General features: G+C 64.1%; 19 protein-coding genes. 3 read left to right on the forward strand and 16 right to left on the reverse strand.

Going from position 1 to position 17150, the window contains the following annotated elements; translation table 11 throughout:
* Positions 1-10: 10 nt before the first annotated feature.
* The 15 genes from hisB to ACFPO9_RS25890 all read right to left on the reverse strand — a co-directional run bounded on the left by hisB (position 11) and on the right by ACFPO9_RS25890 (position 11995).
* Positions 11-601 (reverse strand): imidazoleglycerol-phosphate dehydratase HisB, encoded by a 591-nt coding sequence (gene hisB, locus ACFPO9_RS25820; RefSeq protein ID WP_230026953.1) that lies wholly within the window; start codon positions 599-601, stop codon positions 11-13.
* Entirely contained in the window at positions 601-1704 is a 1104-nt protein-coding gene (hisC, locus tag ACFPO9_RS25825) for a histidinol-phosphate transaminase (RefSeq protein ID WP_379776879.1), read from the reverse strand. The genes hisB and hisC overlap by 1 nt, the downstream gene beginning before the upstream one ends.
* Positions 1701-2627, reverse strand: a complete 927-nt coding sequence (locus ACFPO9_RS25830; RefSeq protein WP_379776882.1) for a DNA-methyltransferase — start codon at positions 2625-2627, stop codon at positions 1701-1703. Before ACFPO9_RS25830 ends, hisC begins: the two co-directional genes overlap by 4 nt.
* On the reverse strand, positions 2624-3949 hold the full coding sequence (hisD, locus tag ACFPO9_RS25835) for a histidinol dehydrogenase (protein WP_379776885.1): 1326 nt from the start codon (positions 3947-3949) through the stop codon (positions 2624-2626). The genes ACFPO9_RS25830 and hisD overlap by 4 nt, the downstream gene beginning before the upstream one ends.
* A 3-nt stretch (positions 3950-3952) precedes the next feature.
* A complete protein-coding gene (gene hisG / locus ACFPO9_RS25840; protein WP_379776888.1) occupies positions 3953-4624 on the reverse strand; it encodes an ATP phosphoribosyltransferase in 672 nt (223 codons plus the stop codon).
* A gap of 112 nt (positions 4625-4736) precedes the next feature.
* The gene (gene murA, locus ACFPO9_RS25845; RefSeq protein ID WP_379776890.1) at positions 4737-5987 is read right to left on the reverse strand and encodes a UDP-N-acetylglucosamine 1-carboxyvinyltransferase; all 1251 of its coding nucleotides are present in this window, start codon (positions 5985-5987) and stop codon (positions 4737-4739) included.
* 4 nt (positions 5988-5991) lie between these two features.
* Positions 5992-6228: a BolA family protein gene (locus tag ACFPO9_RS25850; protein WP_379776892.1), complete on the reverse strand. Its 237-nt coding sequence runs from the start codon at positions 6226-6228 to the stop codon at positions 5992-5994.
* A gap of 19 nt (positions 6229-6247) precedes the next feature.
* Complete coding sequence (locus ACFPO9_RS25855) at positions 6248-7015, reverse strand: ABC transporter permease (protein WP_230026946.1); 768 nt, start codon at positions 7013-7015, stop codon at positions 6248-6250.
* A complete protein-coding gene (locus tag ACFPO9_RS25860) occupies positions 7012-7947 on the reverse strand; it encodes an ABC transporter ATP-binding protein (protein ID WP_379776894.1) in 936 nt (311 codons plus the stop codon). The genes ACFPO9_RS25855 and ACFPO9_RS25860 overlap by 4 nt, the downstream gene beginning before the upstream one ends.
* Positions 7948-8054: 107 nt before the next feature.
* Positions 8055-8330: an STAS domain-containing protein gene (locus ACFPO9_RS25865; protein WP_379776897.1), complete on the reverse strand. Its 276-nt coding sequence runs from the start codon at positions 8328-8330 to the stop codon at positions 8055-8057.
* 2 nt (positions 8331-8332) lie between these two features.
* A complete protein-coding gene (locus ACFPO9_RS25870) occupies positions 8333-8983 on the reverse strand; it encodes an MlaC/ttg2D family ABC transporter substrate-binding protein (protein ID WP_379776899.1) in 651 nt (216 codons plus the stop codon).
* Positions 8984-9033: 50 nt separating this feature from the next.
* Positions 9034-9882: an MlaA family lipoprotein gene (locus ACFPO9_RS25875; RefSeq protein WP_379776902.1), complete on the reverse strand. Its 849-nt coding sequence runs from the start codon at positions 9880-9882 to the stop codon at positions 9034-9036.
* Positions 9879-10352 (reverse strand): outer membrane lipid asymmetry maintenance protein MlaD, encoded by a 474-nt coding sequence (mlaD, locus tag ACFPO9_RS25880; RefSeq protein WP_230026941.1) that lies wholly within the window; start codon positions 10350-10352, stop codon positions 9879-9881. The genes ACFPO9_RS25875 and mlaD overlap by 4 nt, the downstream gene beginning before the upstream one ends.
* A 60-nt stretch (positions 10353-10412) precedes the next feature.
* A complete protein-coding gene (mlaE, locus tag ACFPO9_RS25885; protein WP_379776906.1) occupies positions 10413-11195 on the reverse strand; it encodes a lipid asymmetry maintenance ABC transporter permease subunit MlaE in 783 nt (260 codons plus the stop codon).
* Entirely contained in the window at positions 11192-11995 is an 804-nt protein-coding gene (locus tag ACFPO9_RS25890; RefSeq protein ID WP_379776908.1) for an ABC transporter ATP-binding protein, read from the reverse strand. Before ACFPO9_RS25890 ends, mlaE begins: the two co-directional genes overlap by 4 nt.
* Before the next feature lie 359 nt (positions 11996-12354).
* Here ACFPO9_RS25890 and ACFPO9_RS25895 point away from each other — a divergent pair, with 359 nt between their 5' ends.
* The 3 genes from ACFPO9_RS25895 (at position 12355) to ACFPO9_RS25905 (ending at position 15606) form a co-directional block, all read left to right on the forward strand.
* Positions 12355-13026, forward strand: a complete 672-nt coding sequence (locus tag ACFPO9_RS25895; RefSeq protein WP_379777649.1) for a dienelactone hydrolase family protein — start codon at positions 12355-12357, stop codon at positions 13024-13026.
* A 242-nt stretch (positions 13027-13268) separates the two neighbouring features.
* Entirely contained in the window at positions 13269-14849 is a 1581-nt protein-coding gene (locus ACFPO9_RS25900; RefSeq protein ID WP_379776910.1) for an isocitrate lyase, read from the forward strand.
* A gap of 19 nt (positions 14850-14868) precedes the next feature.
* Complete coding sequence (locus tag ACFPO9_RS25905; protein WP_379776912.1) at positions 14869-15606, forward strand: 3-hydroxyacyl-CoA dehydrogenase NAD-binding domain-containing protein; 738 nt, start codon at positions 14869-14871, stop codon at positions 15604-15606.
* A gap of 48 nt (positions 15607-15654) precedes the next feature.
* Here the strand turns inward: ACFPO9_RS25905 and ACFPO9_RS25910 are convergent, their stop codons facing one another.
* Complete coding sequence (locus ACFPO9_RS25910; RefSeq protein WP_379776915.1) at positions 15655-17118, reverse strand: glutamate synthase subunit beta; 1464 nt, start codon at positions 17116-17118, stop codon at positions 15655-15657.
* Positions 17119-17150: the final 32 nt, after the last annotated feature.

The following is a 17150-nucleotide window of genomic DNA, read 5'->3' on the forward strand; positions in this document are numbered from 1 at the left end:
GTGATGTCGCTTACAGGCTGCCCTTGGTCGACGGGATCGTGCCGAGCGCGCGCTCGTCGAGCTCGGAGGCCATGCGCAGGGCGCGGCCGAAAGCCTTGAACACGGTCTCGCACTGGTGGTGGGCGTTCACGCCGCGCAGGTTGTCCACGTGCAGGGTCACGCCGGCGTGGTTGACGAAGCCGCGGAAGAACTCGATGGTGAGGTCGACGTCGAACTTGCCGATGGTGGCGCGGGTGAACGGCACATGCCAGTCCAGGCCCGGGCGGCCGGAAAAGTCGATCACGACGCGCGACAGCGCTTCGTCCAGCGGCACGTAGGCGTGGCCGTAGCGGCGGATGCCTTTCTTGTCGCCGATCGCCTTGGCGACCGCCATGCCCAGCGTGATGCCGGTGTCCTCGACGGTATGGTGGTCGTCGATATGCAGGTCGCCGACGGCCTCGACTTCGAGGTCGATCAGGCCATGGCGGGCGATCTGGTCCAGCATATGGTCGAGGAAGGGGACGCCGGTGTTCAGTTTCTGGACGCCGGTGCCGTCGAGATTGAGCGCGACGCGGATCTGCGTCTCGCTGGTATTGCGCGTGATTTCTGCGGTGCGGGTCATTACAGGGAAGCCTTCAGGGCATTCAGGAATACGGAATTCTCTTCCGGGGTGCTGACCGTCACGCGGATGCAGTTGGCCAGCAATTCGTGCATTTTACTCAAATTTTTAATCAGTACCCGTTCGGCGAACAGTTTAGCGCAGGTGCGATCGGCGTCCGCTACACGGAAGGTAATGAAATTCGCGCTCGACGGGAACACGGTCACGCCCGGCAGCTCAGCCAGCGCCGCCGCCAGTTCGCCGCGAGCCTGGTTCAGCTGCGCCGCCTGCTCGTTCAGCACGTCGATATGGTCGAGCGCAAACTCGGCCGCCACCTGGGTCAGCACGTTGACGTTGTAGGGCGCGCGCACCTTGTCGAACTGCTCCAGCAGGGCGGGCGCGGCCGCCAGGTAGCCGAGGCGGATACCGGCCAGGCCCAGCTTCGACAGCGTGCGCATCACCATCAGGTTCGGGTATTGCGGCAGGCGGTCCATGAAGCTGGTGCGGGCAAAGGGTTGATACGCCTCGTCGACCACCGCGATGCCGCTGTCGCCCAACGCCTCGATGATGGCGATCATGTCGGCTTCATCGTAGAGGTTGCCGGTCGGGTTGTTCGGGTAGGCCAGGAACACCACCGCCGGCTTGTGCTGTTCGATCGCCGCCAGCATGGCTGCGCGGTCGAGCGAGAAGTCGGCTTTCAGGGGCACGCCCACGTAGTCCATGCCGGCAAACTGGGCCGAACGCTGGAACATCACGAAGGCCGGGCTCGGCGCCATCAGCACGGCGCGCCTGGTTTTACCGTCCAGATTCTGGCGCGCGGTGGCAGTGGCGATGATGCTGATGATCTCGTCCGAGCCATTGCCAAGGATGACGTCGTAGCCGTTCGGGACGCCCAGGCTGGCGCGGATCTTCTGCTTGAGCGTGGCGTATGAAGCCACCGGGTAGCGGTTCAGCACGGCCTCGGCCAGGCGCGCGGCCAGTTCCTGGCGCAGGTGTTCCGGCAGCTCGTAGGGGTTTTCCATCGCGTCCAGCTTGATGTAGCCGCTGGCGTCCGGGACATTGTAGATATGGCCGGCACGGACGTCTTCGCGGATCGTGTTGGCGATGAGGGTGTCGATGTCGGTCATGGTGTGCTTCCTTCGGTGGTAAAAGTGTTTGCTTCAACCTCGTCGTTCCCGCGAAGGCGGGAACCCAGGTTTGTTTGCGTTTTGGCTGCGCGTGCAACTTGGGTCCCTGCCTGCGCGGGGACGACGGGGGATTTCTTGCGTCCTGCCCCAGCCTTCTTCTTCACCGGCGCCTCCGGCTCCGCCAGCCGCTGCTGGATAACCTCGCAATAATCTGGGTTCAACTCGAACCCGACAAACCGCCGCCCCAGCCGCCGCGCCGCCAGCGCCGTGGTCCCGCTGCCCATGAAGGGATCCAGCACCACCCCATCAGGCGGGCAGGAAGCCTTGAGCATGCGCTCGATGATCTCCAGCGGCTTCTGGGTCGGGTGATCGACCCGTTCCGCATGTTCGCGGTGCAGGCGCGAAACGCTCCACAGGTCCTTCGGGTTGTAGCCGACCTCGAGCCATTTGGCGCCGATGAAGATCGAGCGCGAGCGGGCTTTCTTGGTCGCGGCGTCGTAGGGAATGCGCACGGCGTCCAGGTCGAAATAATAATCCTTGCGCTTGACGAAGAAGCCGATGGTGTCGTGCACCGAGCTGAAGCTGCGGGTGCTGCCGCCCATCGAGGGCACGCGGCGATCCCAGATGATCTCGTTCATCATCGTCAGGCGCTTCTTGAGCATGACGAAGATCTCCGGCGCGAAGCGCCAGGTCAGGAAAATGTAAAGGCTGCCGTTGGCTTTCAGCTTGGGCAGCGCGATGTCGATCCAGCGCTCGGTCCAGGCCAGGTAGTCGTCCACGCTCTGCTGGTCGGAGGCGTTGCCGTAGTCCTTGCCGAGGTTGTAGGGCGGGTCGGTCAGGATCAGGTCGATGGAGCCATCGGGGATGCGCGCCATCCCGGCCAGCGCATCCTCGCAGAAGACCCGGTCGACCCAGTCCGTCATGACGTCTTGCCGTCCTTGATCCTCAGTTCGGCGCTGCGGGCGTGCGCCTGCAAGCCTTCGCCGTACGCCAGCTCGGCCGCCACCTTGCCCAGGGTCTGGGCGCCGGCTTCGGACACGAACAGCACCGACGAGCGCTTCTGGAAGTCGTAGACGCCCAGCGGCGACGAGAAGCGCGCCGTGCGCGAGGTCGGCAGCACGTGGTTCGGGCCGCAGCAGTAATCGCCCAGCGACTCCGACGAGAAGCGGCCGAGGAACATCGCGCCCGCGTGGCGGATCCGGTCGGCCCACTGCTGCGGTTCGGCAGCGGAGATTTCCAGGTGCTCGGCGGCGATGTCGTTGGCGATCGCGCAGGCTTCCTCCATGTCGCGCACCTTGATCAGGGCGCCGCGGTCGCTCAGCGAAGTCGCGATCGTGTCCTTGCGCGGCATGGTCGGCAGCAGCTTGTGGATGCTGGCTTCGACCTGTGCGATGTAGCCGGCGTCGGGGCACAGCAGGATGGCCTGGGCCAGCTCGTCGTGCTCGGCCTGCGAGAACAGGTCCATCGCGACCCAGTCCGGATCGGTGCTGCCGTCGCACAGCACCAGGATTTCGGAGGGGCCGGCGATCATGTCGATGCCGACGGTGCCGAACACGCGGCGCTTGGCGGCGGCCACGTAGGCGTTGCCGGGGCCGACGATTTTATCGACGGCGGGAATCGTCTCGGTGCCGTAGGCCAGCGCCGCCACGGCCTGGGCGCCGCCGATGGTGATCACGCGCGTCACGCCGGCGATCGCGGCGGCGGCCAGCACCATGCGGTTCTTGATGCCGTCCGGGGTCGGCACCACCATCACGATGTCCTTCACGCCGGCCACCTGGGCCGGGATCGCGTTCATCAGCACCGACGAGGGGTAGGCCGCCTTGCCGCCCGGGACATAGATGCCGACGCGGTCCAGCGGCGTCACGCGCTGGCCGAGTACCGTGCCATCGGGCTCGGTGTACGTAAAACCGTTCAGTTCCTGCTTCTGGCGCTCGTGGAATACGCGGATGCGCTCGGCGGCCGTCTGCAGCGCGGCGCGCTGGGCTTCCGGCAGCGAGGCCAGCGCGGCCTGCAATTCGTCCTGGCCCAGGTCGAAGGCGGCCATGCCGGCGGCGCCGCCGTTCGGGATGCGGTCGAATTTATTCGTGTACTCGAGCACGGCCGCATCGCCGCGCGCCTTGACGTCGGCGAGGATCCTGGCGACGGCCGACTCGATGGCGTCGTCGGTCTCCGCTTCGAAGGCCAGCAGTTTCGTGAGCTGCTGCTTGAAATCGGGCGCTGTGGAATCGAGCTTGCGTACTTCCATGATTTAACCTTGCTGCCGGGAGGCGCGATCGAACGCCTCGATGATGGGTTGCAGACGCTCGCGCTTGAGCTTGAGCGCGGCCTGGTTGACCACCAGGCGCGAGGAGATCTCCATGATCTTCTCGACTTCGACCAGGTTGTTGGCGCGCAGGGTGCCGCCGGTCGAGACCACGTCGACGATGGCGTCCGACAGGCCGACCAGCGGCGCCAGCTCCATCGAGCCATACAGCTTGATGAGGTCGACGTGCACGCCCTTCTTGGCGAAGTGCTCGCGCGCGGTTTCCACGAACTTGGTCGCCACGCGCAGGCGCGCGCCCTGGCGCACCGCGGTCTCGTAGTCGAAGCCGGCGTTCACCGCCACCGACATGCGGCAGCAGGCGATGCGCAAATCGACCGGCTGGTACAGGCCTTCGCCGCCATGCTCGAGCAGCACGTCCTTGCCGGCCACGCCGAAGTCGGCGGCGCCGTACTGGACATAGGTCGGCACGTCGGTGGCGCGCACGATCAGCACGCGCACGCCGGGGTCGTTGGTCGCGAGGATCAGCTTGCGCGAGGTTTCCGGATTTTCCAGCACCTCGATGCCCGCCGCGGCCAGCAGCGGCAGGGTGTCTTCGAAGATGCGGCCCTTCGAGAGGGCGAGGATCAGCTGGGAGCTGTCCTGGGTTGGTTTGGTCATGTGACTGCTTTGGTTACCGTCGTCCCCGCGAAGGCGGGGATCCAAGTTTGTTTGCGTTTCGATCGTTCTGGCAGAACTTGGGTCCCCGCCTGCGCGGGGACGACGGAGGAAATTATTTGATACGAACGATATCGGCGCCCACCGCCGACAACTTGGCTTCCATCCGATCATACCCACGATCCAGGTGATAAATGCGATCGACAATGGTCGTGCCCTCGGCCGCCAGGCCGGCGATCACCAGCGAAGCCGAAGCGCGCAGGTCGGTCGCCATCACCGGCGCGCCCACCAGGCGCTCGACGCCGCGCATGAAGGCGGTGTTGCCCTCGGTCGAGATCTGCGCGCCCAGGCGGTTCATCTCCTGCACGTGCATGAAGCGGTTCTCGAAGATGGTCTCGGTCACGCGGCTCGGACCGTCGGCGATGATGTTCACGGCCATGAACTGGGCCTGCATGTCGGTCGGGAAGCCCGGATATTCGGTGGTGCGGAAGGACACCGGGTGCGGGCGGCCGTCCATGCGGGCGCGGATGGCGTTGTCCTGCACGTCCAGCTGCAGGCCCACCTGGCGCAGTTTATCGAGCGCGACGTCGAAGATGTCGGTGCGGGTGTTGGTGATGCGGATGTCGCCGCCGGCCGCCGCCACCGCGCACAGGAAGGTCGCGGCTTCGATGCGGTCCGAGATCACCGCGTGCTTCGTGCCATGCAGCGACTCGACGCCCTGGATCACCAGGCGGTCGGTGCCGATGCCTTCGATCCTGGCGCCCATCGCCACCAGCATGTTGGCGAGATCGGTCACTTCCGGTTCGCGCGCGGCGTTTTCCAGCACGGTCTCGCCTTCGGCCAGCACGGCGGCCATCAGCAGGTTCTCGGTGCCGGTCACGGTGATCATGTCGGTGTGGATGCGCGCGCCCTTCAGCTTCGGGCACTTGGCGTGGATGTAGCCGCCTTCGATCGTGATCTCGGCGCCCATCGCGCGCAGGCCCTTGATGTGCTGGTCGACCGGACGCGAACCGATCGCGCAGCCGCCCGGCAGCGAGACCTTGGCTTCGCCGAAGCGCGCCAGCATCGGGCCCAGCACCAGGATCGAGGCGCGCATGGTCTTCACCAGCTCGTACGGCGCTTCCAGCTTGTCGATGCTGGCGCCGTTCAGGGTGACGTTCTCGTCGTCCTGGGTCACCTTCAGGCCGGTCTGCTCGAGCAGCTTGAGCATGGTGCGCACGTCGTGCAGGCGCGGCACGTTCGACAGTTCGAGGTCGCCGCCCGTCAGCAGGCCGGCGCACAGGATGGGCAGCGCGGCGTTCTTGGCGCCCGAGATGCGGATGTCGCCGTTCAGGCGCTTGCCGCCGGTGATCTGGAGCTTGTCCATATGCTTATCCTTGGTACTCTTCAGGAGTGAGGGTCTTCATCGACAGCGCGTGGATCTCTTCGCGCATGCGGTCGCCGAGGGCGGCGTAGACGATCTGGTGGCGCTGGATGCGGCTTTTCCCCGCAAACGCCGGCGACACGATGACGGCGCTGAAGTGCTGGCCGTCGCCTTCCACTTCTAGGTGGGTGGTTTCCATGCCGGCCTTGAGGTAGCCGTGGATGAGTTCAGGAGTGGTAGCCATGATGAATGTTGAATGAATCTTAGTGGCGCAGCTTGTAGCCGCGGCGGAGCATATTGATGGCGACGCCTGCCAGCACCACGAAGAACACGGCGACGATGGCCAGGCTGGTCCAGGGCGAGACGTCCGACTTGCCGAAGAAACCGTAACGGAACCCGTCAATCATATAAAAGAACGGGTTGAAATGCGAGACTGCCAGCCAGAACGGGGGCAGTTTCTTAATCGAATAGAACACGCCGGCCAAAAATGTTGCAGGCATGATCAAAAAGTTCTGGAACGCGGCCAGCTGGTCGAACTTCTCGGCCCAGATACCGGCGATCACGCCCATCGCCCCCAGGATCGCCGCGCCCAGCAGCGCGAACACGATGATCCACAGCGGGAAGGTGAAGGACAGGTGCGCGAACCAGGCGGTGATGACGAACACGCCCAGGCCGACCGACAGCCCGCGCACGATCGAGGCGGTCACGTAGGCCGACAGGATCTCCCAGTGCGACAGCGGCGGCAGCAGAATGAAGACCAGGTTGCCCGTGATCTTGGACTGGATCAGCGAGGACGAGGAATTGGCGAAGGCGTTCTGCAGCACGCTCATCATCACCAGGCCGGGGATCAGGAAGGCGGTGTAGTCGACGCCTTCGAGCATCTGCACGCGGCCTTCGAGCACGTGGCCGAAGATCAGCAGGTAGAGCATCGAGGTGACGATGGGCGCCGCCACGGTCTGGGTGGCGACCTTCCAGAAGCGCAGGATCTCTTTGTAGAACAGGGTCTTGAAACCCACGGAGACGAAATTCATCGGATCGGTGCCCCTTCCATAATCTGGATAAAGATGTCTTCCAGGTCGGCCTGCTGGAGCTGCATTTCGTCGATGACGGCGCCGGATTCGCGCAGGCGCGCCAGGATGTGTTCGACCTCGCCGTACTCGTTCACGCGCAGGGTGTATTTGTTGCCCTGCCCGTTCGGCTTCGAGGCGTCGTCGTGCTCGTCGTGCGCGACCAGGTGGCGCAGGCCTTCCGGCAGCGCGCCCTGCTTCAGGTGCACGATCAGCGAGGAGCCGGACACGCGGCGCAGCAGCTGCGACATGGTGTCCAGCGCCACCACGTTGCCGGTCTTGAGCATGGCCACGCGCTGGCACATGGCCTGGGCTTCTTCGAGGTAGTGGGTGGTCAGCACCACGGTGTGGCCTTCGCGATTGAGGCGCGAGATGAACTTCCACAGGGTCTGGCGCAGTTCGACGTCGACGCCGGCGGTCGGTTCGTCCAGCACGATCACGGGCGGCTTGTGCACCAGGGCCTGGGCCACCAGCACGCGCCGCTTCATGCCGCCGGACAGGGCGCGCATGTTGACGTCGGCCTTGGCGGTCAGGTCGAGGTTTTCCATGACCTCGTCGATCCACTTGTCGTTGTTCTTCAGGCCGAAGTAGCCGGACTGCAGGCGCAGGGTTTCGCGCACCGTGAAAAAGGGATCGAACACCAGTTCCTGCGGCACCACGCCGAGCGCCATGCGGGCCTGGCGGAAGTCCTTGACCACGTCGTGGCCGTGGATGCGCACGCTACCGACGTCGGGCCGGATCAGGCCCGCGATACAGGAAATGAGGGTGGTCTTGCCGGCGCCGTTCGGGCCGAGCAGGCCAAAGAACTCGCCTTGTTCGATGGTCAGGGAAACGCCCTTGAGGGCTTTGAAACCCTTGTAGCTTTTCTCGACGCTGTCAATCTGGATGGCTGTCATGCGATGGGGGCGCGCCGGGGCGGCGGACCGTGCAGGGGAAACGAGCCATTATAGAAGAAAACCTCATGACGGGTCGGCAAGCCGCCGATCCGTCATGACGCTGCCGATTACGCTCGGCCGATCAAACCATCGACGCCGTACAGGCGCGCCAGCGCATCGACGTTGGCCGGCACATTGATGAAGCTGAGCTTGCGCCCGTGGGTCTGGGCGCGGCGCTGCCATGCCAGCATCAGCGCCAGGGCCGAGGAATCGGCGGCGCGCACGCCGCCGAGGTCGAACACGGTCTCGCCGGCGCCGAGCGCCGCGCAGCCCTGCTCCAGCGCCGCCTGGGCGTTCTGGAAGGTCAGGGCATCCAGCGACAGCATGGGATTGGACTCCGCCATGCTTACTTCTGCGGCGCCTTCAGCGGCTTGTTGGCCAGCTGCTGGTTACGGTCGTGCAGCTTCTTGATCAGGCCATCGACGCCGCCCTTGCCGATCTCGGAGGCGAAGGTCGATTTATAGGTCTCGACCAGCCAGGCGCCCATCACGTTCAGGTCGAAGATCTTCCAGCCCTGCGCGCCCTTGCTCAGGCGGTAGTTCAGGGTGATCGGCTCGCCGCGGGTCAGGTTGACCTGCGACTTCACCTCGACTTCGCTGTCGGCCGGGTCGGCGCGGAAGGGCTTGAATTCGATGGTCTCGTTCTTGATTTGCGAGAGCGCGCCCGAATACGTGTAGATCAGCAGCTGGCGGAATTCTTCCGACAGTTGCTTCTGCTGTTCCGGGGTCGCCTGGCGCCAGAAGCGCCCGGCCGCCTGCGCGGTCATCTTGTCGGAATCGACATACGGCAGGATCCTGGTGTTGACCAGGTCGATGATCTTGCGGCTGTTGCCGGCCTGAATATCCTTGTCGGCCTTGACGGCGTCGATCACGTCGGTGCTGACGCGCTTGACCAGCACGTCCGGCGCTTCGTTGGCGGCCGCGGCCGGAGCAGCGATCACGCTGGTGGAAAAGGCCGCCACGGCGGCAGTCACGATCAGTTGTGCGATTGGCTTCATACGCTTCCTTTGTCTGGTTGAGGCTGTGCCTCCGATGTGTATTCCATTAACTACTTTTGTACCGGTCCGGATGACACCGGCGCAGGCGCCGGCGGATTCTCCGGCGCGGCATCGGGAGCGGCGTCGTCCGGGTTCTGCGTCTTCTTCACGCCCAGTTTCTGCTCGACCTTCTCCTGCACCTTCTCCAGCTTTTCCTGCACCTTCTCGGCGCGGACCTGGGCTTTATCCGTGTCCAGGACCTTGCTGCTGCGACGCTGCAGGTAACCGTCGCGGATGAATTCGTAGCGGTCGAGGGCGGCGTCTTCGAGCAGGTTCGAGGCATCCAGCACGCTGGCGCGCTGGTCGACGGCGCGCAGCACGATGCCGCTGTTACGCCACGGGATGTCGTTCACGTGGGTCCAGCCGTCGCCCCACCAGTCGCCCGGCAGAACCGCGGTGTCGCGGATCGTAGATGGGCCCAACAGCGGCAACATCAAGTAGGGGCCGCTTGGCACGCCCCAGTAGCCCAGGGTCTGGCCCAGGTCTTCGTTGTGCTTGCGCAGGCCCGCCGGGGTCGCGATGTCGAGCACGCCAACCAGGCCGAGGGTCGAGTTCACGGCAAAACGGGTGAAATCGTTCAGGCCATCCTGGCCCTTGAGCTGGGCGAAATTGTTGACCGAGCTCCACAGGTCCGACAGGTTGCCGAAGAAGTTGTTCACGCCGGTCTGGACGAAGTCCGGGGTCACGTTCTTGTAGGCGGTGGCAGCCGGCTTCAGGGCGGTGCGGTCGACCGCATCGTTGAAGTTGAAGACCGCGCGGTTGAATTTCTCGAACGGATCGCGCGGATTGGTGGACGTCGCGCAACCGCTCAGCAATACGGCAGCGCCGGCCGCCAGCGTCAGTGCCTTACGAATGCTCATTTCTCACTGTCCTTTCCATCGGCTGCTTTGCTATAGATAAACTGGTTAATCAGGTCTTCCAGCACCGCCGCCGACTGCGTGCGGGTGATGCGGTCCCCTTCGGCCAGGTTGTTGGTGTCGCCGCCGGCTTCGATGCCGACGTACTGTTCGCCCAGCAGGCCGGAGGTCAGGATCTTCAGCGAGCTGTCTTTCGGAAACTTGTAGGCCGGATTCATGTCGAGACGAACCATGGCCGCGAAGGTCTTGTCGTCGAAACTGATGTCGCCGACGCGGCCCACGACCACGCCTGCGCTCTTGACCGGCGACTGTGGCTTCAAACCGCCGATGTTGTCGAACTTGCCGACGATCGCATACGTCTTGGTAAACGAAATAGTGCTCATGTTACCTGCCTTAAGTGCGAGGAAAAGGAGCGATACCGCACCCAACAGCACGAAAAGTCCGACCCAGACGTCAATAGTTTTGCGATGCATAAGATTTCCTAATATATAGCGGCGATTAATCAGCCAAAGTTCTAGTTATTTATTGAACACTTATTTGTTGAACATTAAGGCGGTCATGACGAAGTCGAGCGCCAGGACCATCAGCGAGGCGATCACCACGGTACGGGTGGTCGCGCGCGACACGCCTTCCGGCGTCGGCTGCGCTTCATAACCCTGGAACAGCGCGGTAAAAGTGACGGCCACGCCAAACACGAAACTCTTCAGCACGCCGTTCAGGATGTCGCGGCGCACGTCGATATTGCCCTGCATCTGGGACCAGAACGCGCCCTCGTCCACGCCGATCAGCTGCACGCCGACCAGGTAGCCGCCGATGATGCCGATGGCGGAGAAGATCGTCGCCAGCACCGGCATGGCGAGCATGCCGCCCCAGAAACGCGGCGCCAGCACGCGCTGGATCGGGTTCACGGCCATCATTTCCATCGCCGACAGCTGCTCGCCGGCCTTCATCAGGCCGATCTCGGCGGTCAGCGAGGTGCCGGCGCGGCCGGCGAACAGCAGCGCGGTGACGACCGGGCCGAGTTCGCGCAGCAGCGACAGCGCCACCAGCTGGCCGAGCTTTTCGTCGGCGCCGAACTGGCTCAGCGTGTAATAGCCCTGCAGGGCCAGCACCATGCCGACGAACAGGCCGGAGACGACGATGATCAGCAGAGAGTAATTGCCGATGAAATGGATCTGTTCCGAGATCAGGGCCGGGCGCTTCAGCGCGCCGGGCAGCCGGCCCAGCAGCTTGACGAAGGAACGGGTGACGAAGCCGATGCGGGCGATCGTGTCCAGCACGAAGGCGCCGATGAAGGCCAGGAAGCGCGCGATCATTGCTTGCCTCCCAGGCCCAGGTCTTCGGCCAGCGACTTGCCCGGATAGTGGAAGGGCACCGGACCGTCCGGCTCGGCGTTGACGAACTGCTTGACGTAGGGATCGCTGGACGCGCGCATTTCCGCCGGCGTGCCCTGGGCAACGATCTTGCCGCCGGACAGGAAGTACACGTAGTCGGCGATGCTGAAGGTTTCGTTCACGTCGTGCGAGACCAGGATCGAGGTCGAGCCCAGCGTGTCGTTCAGGTTGCGGATCAGGTTGGCGGTCACGCCCATCGAGATCGGGTCCAGGCCGGCGAAGGGCTCGTCGTACATGATCAGTTCCGGGTCCAGCGCGATCGCACGCGCCAGCGCCACGCGGCGCGCCATGCCGCCCGAGATCTCGTTCGGCTTCAGCTTGGCGGCATTGCGCAGGCCGACCGCGTTCAGGCGCATCAGCACCAGGTCGCGCAGCACTTCTTCCGGCAGATCGCTATGTTCGCGTAGCGGGAAGGCCACGTTTTCGAACACGCTCAGGTCGGTAAACAGCGCGCCGAACTGGAACAGCATGCCCATCTTGCGGCGCAGGCGGTACAGGTTTTCCGTGTCGAGCTGGTGGACGACTTCGCCATTCACCGAGACCGTGCCGCGCTGGGGACGGATCTGTCCGCCGATCAGGCGCAGCACCGTCGTCTTGCCGGAGCCGGAACCGCCCATCACGGCAATCAGCTTGCCGCGCGGGAAATCCATGCTCAGATTCGACAGGATGGGGCGATCTCCATACGAAAAATGCAGATCGCGGATTTCGACAAGGTTGGACACAGTGAATATTGGTATTTGGTGAATCTCGTATTGTAGTGCAGAAACGTTAATCCCTGCTGGAGGCAGCCCAATTCCGGCGCGCTTATCGACGTGATATTACAACATTGCTGAACAATGAGTCAGATAATTTCTTTACGTAAGTATTTGTTTTAAATGGGATATGCATACCTCACATTGTTGCATGATCATAAATTTTCTTAACAGATTCCCTGTGGAAACAACAACTTGGCGCGCGCATGCTTCCCCTTCGCGAGGGGGGATTTGCGGACTGAATTTTTGGACGGATCGGGGGTCGAACCCTGTGGGAGACCACCGTGAACGCCAGGGCGCTGATCCATATCCAGCACGAGGACGCCAGCATGGAAGGCATGTTGGAGCTGCCGCACGAGCCGCTCGGCATCGTCCTGTTCGCCCACGGCAGCGGCAGCAGCCGGCTCAGCCCGCGTAATAACTATGTCGCCCGCATCCTGCGCGAGGCCGGCGTCGGCACCCTGCTGCTGGACCTGCTCAGCGAAGAAGAGGAAGCCCATCCCGACATCCGTTTCGACATCGCCCTGCTGACCCTGCGCCTGCGCACGGCGGCGCGCTGGCTGGCGCGCGAGCCGGCCACCGCGCAGCTGCCGCTGGGACTGTTCGGCGCCAGCACCGGCGCCGCCGCGGCGCTGCGGCTGGCGGGCGAGCCGCATCTGGGCGAACCCTATCTCGGCCAGCTGCTGCCCGACCACCCTTTTCCGAACGCCCCGTACCCGTCGATTGCCGCGGTGGTCGCGCGCGGCGGTCGGCCCGACCTGGCCGGCATCGCCGCCCTGCACGGCGTGACCGCGCCGACCCTGTTGATCGTGGGCGGCAGCGACCACGAGGTGATCGCCCTCAACCGGCAAGCCTTCGCCCAGCTGAATTGCCCGCGGGAACTGGCGATCGTCCCCGGGGCCACCCATTTGTTCGAGGAGCCGGGCACGCTGGAAGAAGTGGCGCGGCTGGCCAGCGTGTGGTTTGGCGGGCACTTCGCACGTGACCCGGGGCCAGCCTAGCTGGTCGACTGTATTTTCACAGGGCCAAACCACGTTTCACATTATGAACTCTGATGCGCCGCAAATCGAAGACGATGTTGCAATGCGCAAAACGGCTTTCCACATTGCGGAACAACATCCCCAAGTCATTGAATTTAATGACTTAAATTCTCAGTCAGCTCTTATATAAGACATAAGATGCGGTGCAGCATCCGCTCTATGATGAATCATCGATTTCCGATTCATCTCAAATGGAGTGCACCATGTCCCAGTACCAGAACGATATCCAGGCCATCGCCAATCTCAAACAACAGCAGGGCAGCGGGTGGCATGCGATCAACCCCGAGTCCGCAGCCCGCATGCGCGCACAGAACCGCTTCCAGACCGGTCTCGACATTGCCCGCTACACGGCGGGCATCATGCGCCGCGACATGGCGAACTACGATGCCGATCCCTCCCAATACACCCAGTCGCTGGGCTGCTGGCATGGTTTCATCGGCCAGCAAAAGATGATCTCCATCAAAAAGCACTTCAACAATACCGACCGCCGCTACCTTTATCTGTCGGGCTGGATGATTGCCGCGCTGCGTTCGGAATTCGGCCCGCTGCCGGACCAGTCCATGCATGAGAAAACCGCCGTGCCGGCCCTGATCAAGGAGCTGTACACCTTCCTGCGCCAGGCCGATGCACGCGAGCTCGGCGGCCTGTTCCGCCAGCTCGACGCCGCGGAAGGCCAGTCGCGCGCCGCCATCCAAGACAAGATCGACAACTTCGTCACCCACGTCGTGCCGATCATCGCCGACATCGACGCCGGTTTCGGCAATGCCGAGGCCACCTACCTGCTGGCCAAGCAGATGATCGAGGCCGGCGCCTGCTGCATCCAGATCGAAAACCAGGTCTCGGACGAGAAACAGTGCGGTCACCAGGACGGCAAGGTCACCGTGCCGCACGAAGACTTCCTGGCCAAGATCCGCGCCGTGCGCTACGCCTTCCTCGAACTGGGCGTGGACGAGGGCCTGATCGTGGCGCGCACCGATTCGCTGGGCGCGGGCCTGACCAAGCAGATCGCGTACACCAGCGAGCCGGGCGACCTGGGCGACCAGTACAACAGCTTCCTCGACGTCGAAGAAGTCTCGCTGGACGCGATGGGCAACGGCGACGTGGTCATCAAGCGCGACGGCAAGCTGCTGCGTCCGAAGCGCCTGCCCAGCAACCTGTTCCAGTTCCGCGAAGGCAGCGGCGAGGCACGCTGCGTGCTCGACTGCATTACCTCGCTGCAGAACGGCGCCGACCTGCTGTGGATCGAAACCGAAAAACCGCATATCGCGCAGATCGGCGGCATGGTCAAGGAAATCCGCAAGGTGATCCCGAATGCGAAGCTGGTCTACAACAACAGCCCGTCCTTCAACTGGACCCTGAATTTCCGCCAGCAGGTCTTCGACCGCATGAAGCTCGATGGCGCCGACGTGTCGCGCTACGAACGCTCGCAGCTGATGAGCGCCGAGTACGACGACTCCGAACTGGCGCGCGAAGCCGACGAGCGGATCCGCACCTTCCAGGCCGACGCGGCACGCGAAGCCGGCATCTTCCATCACCTGATCACGCTGCCGACCTACCACACCGCAGCGCTGTCGACCGACAACCTGGCCAGGGAATACTTCGGCGAGCAGGGCATGCTGGGTTATGTGGCCGGCGTGCAGCGCAAGGAGATCCGCCAGGGTATCGCCTGCGTCAAGCACCAGAACATGTCGGGCTCGGACCTGGGCGACGACCACAAGGAATACTTCAGCGGCGAAGCGGCGCTGAAAGCTTCCGGCGCGCTCAATACGATGAACCAGTTCTGAGCCATCGCGAGGAGGCCATATGAGTCACATGCAATATGAAACGCGCTACACGCTGGCGCCTGGCGGGATCGATGCGAGGGCGATGAACGCCCGCATCGCCGCACTGGACGAGGACCTCGGTTCCGACCGGCGCAGCGCCGACGCCGATCCGCTGGAAGGCCTGGCGGCGCAAGGCCGGGCCGTCGGGCGGGTCGGCATCGTCGGCGCCAGCGGCTTCGGTATCGGCCTTGCCCTGCGCGTGCTGGATGCCGGTATCCCGGTCACCCTCTTCGAGCTGGAGCGCGCATCGCTAGCCAAGGGCATCGCACTGGCCCGTTCCAGCGCGAACGGGCGCGACGGGCGGATGGCATTGCTGGCCGCCACCGTCAACTTTCATCACCTGAAGGACTGCGACCTGATCGTCGACGCGGCGCCATCCGACACCGCGGGCAAGCAGAAGCTGTTCCGCCGGCTCGACCAGGTTGCCAAGCCGGGCGCGGTGCTGGCGACGCAAGCCTCGCATGCCGGCGTCGCCCGCATCGCCCGCTACACCCGGCGTGCCGGCGAGGTGCTCGGCCTGCACATGGGGAGCGTATCGATGACCGGGGAAACCTGGCAGATCGTGCCCGGCAAGGACACCTCGAGGACCAGTCTCGGCACGCTGGTCGCGCTCATCTGGCGGCTCCGGCAGGAGGCCGAAGTCTGCGATCCCTGCTACGCCTTCATCGACGTGAAAACGCCGGCGCAGCCGTGGAACATCGACCAGGCCCTGGACTAAAAAAAAGCGGCCCTGCGGGGCCGCTGAAAAGGGAAGCCTTTGCTGCAATCAGCGCGGCAGCTCCGAAGTCCCCATCAGGAACTCGTCCACCGCCCGCGCGCACTGCCGTCCTTCGCGAATCGCCCACACCACCAGCGACTGGCCGCGGCGCATGTCGCCGGCCGCGAACACCTTGGCCACCGAGGTCTGGTACGAGGTCTCGCCATCGACGGTCGCCCGCGCATTGCCGCGCGCATCCTTCTGCACATCGAAGGCATCCAGCACCTGCTGCACCGGCGCGACGAAGCCCATCGCCAGCAGCACCAGGTCGGCCTTCAGTTCGAATTCCGTGTCCGGGACTTCGATCATCTTCCCGTCCTTCCACTCGACCCGGCAGGCGATGACCTTCTCGACCTTGCCGCCCTTGCCCTCGAAGCGCTTGGTCGCCACCGCGAAGTCGCGCTCGCAGCCTTCTTCGTGCGAGGACGAGGTGCGCAGCTTGGTCGGCCAGTAGGGCCAGACCAGCGGCTTGTTTTCAATTTCCGGCGGCATCGGCATCAGTTCGAACTGCGTCACCGAGGCGGCGCCGTGGCGGTTCGAGGTGCCGACGCAGTCGGAGCCGGTGTCGCCGCCGCCGATCACGACCACGTGCTTGCCGGTGGCCTTGATTTGATCCTTGACCTTGTCGCCGGCGTTCACGCGGTTCTGCTGCGGCAGGAAGTCCATCGCGAAGTGCACGCCCTTCAGGTCGCGGCCCGGCACCGGCAGGTCGCGCGGCTGCTCGGCGCCGCCGGCCATCACGACCGCGTCGTAGTCCTTGACCAGGTCTTCCGGGAAGATGGTCTCGCGCGCCATGTTGCTGACCGTGGTCGGGAAGTCCTTGCCGATCAGGGTGCTGGTGCGGAACTGCACGCCCTCCTCGCGCATTTGCTCTACCCTGCGGTCGATCAGGCCCTTCTCCATCTTGAAGTCCGGGATCCCGTAGCGCAGCAGGCCGCCGATGCGGTCGCTCTTCTCGAACACCGTCACGTCGTGGCCGACGCGCGCCAGCTGCTGGGCCGCGGCCAGGCCGGCAGGACCCGAGCCGACCACCGCGACTTTCTTGCCCGTCTTGTTCAGGGACGGCTGCGGCACGATCCAGCCGTTTTCCCAGCCGGCGTCGGCGATCTTGCGCTCGATCGACTTGATGCCGACCGGCTCGTCGTTGATGCCCAGCGTGCAGGCGGCCTCGCAGGGCGCCGGGCAGATGCGGCCGGTGAATTCGGGGAAGTTGTTGGTCGAATGCAGGTTCTCGACGGCGTTGCGGTAATTGCCGTGATAGACCAGGTCGTTCCAGTCGGGGATCATGTTGTTGACCGGGCAGCCCGTGTTGCAGAAGGGGATGCCGCAGTCCATGCAGCGGGCGCCCTGGACCTTGGCCTGGTCGTTGCTGAGCGTCAGCGTGAATTCCTTGTAGTTCTTCAGGCGCGCGGCAGGTTCCAGGTGGCCTTCCTCCTGGCGCTGAAATTCCATGAAGCCGGTGATTTTACCCACGATTTTTTCCTTATCAGTTCCGTCGGGAGCTT

It is taken from the genome of Massilia aerilata (genome assembly GCF_042656905.1).
Taxonomy (GTDB): domain Bacteria; phylum Pseudomonadota; class Gammaproteobacteria; order Burkholderiales; family Burkholderiaceae_D; genus Telluria; species Telluria aerilata.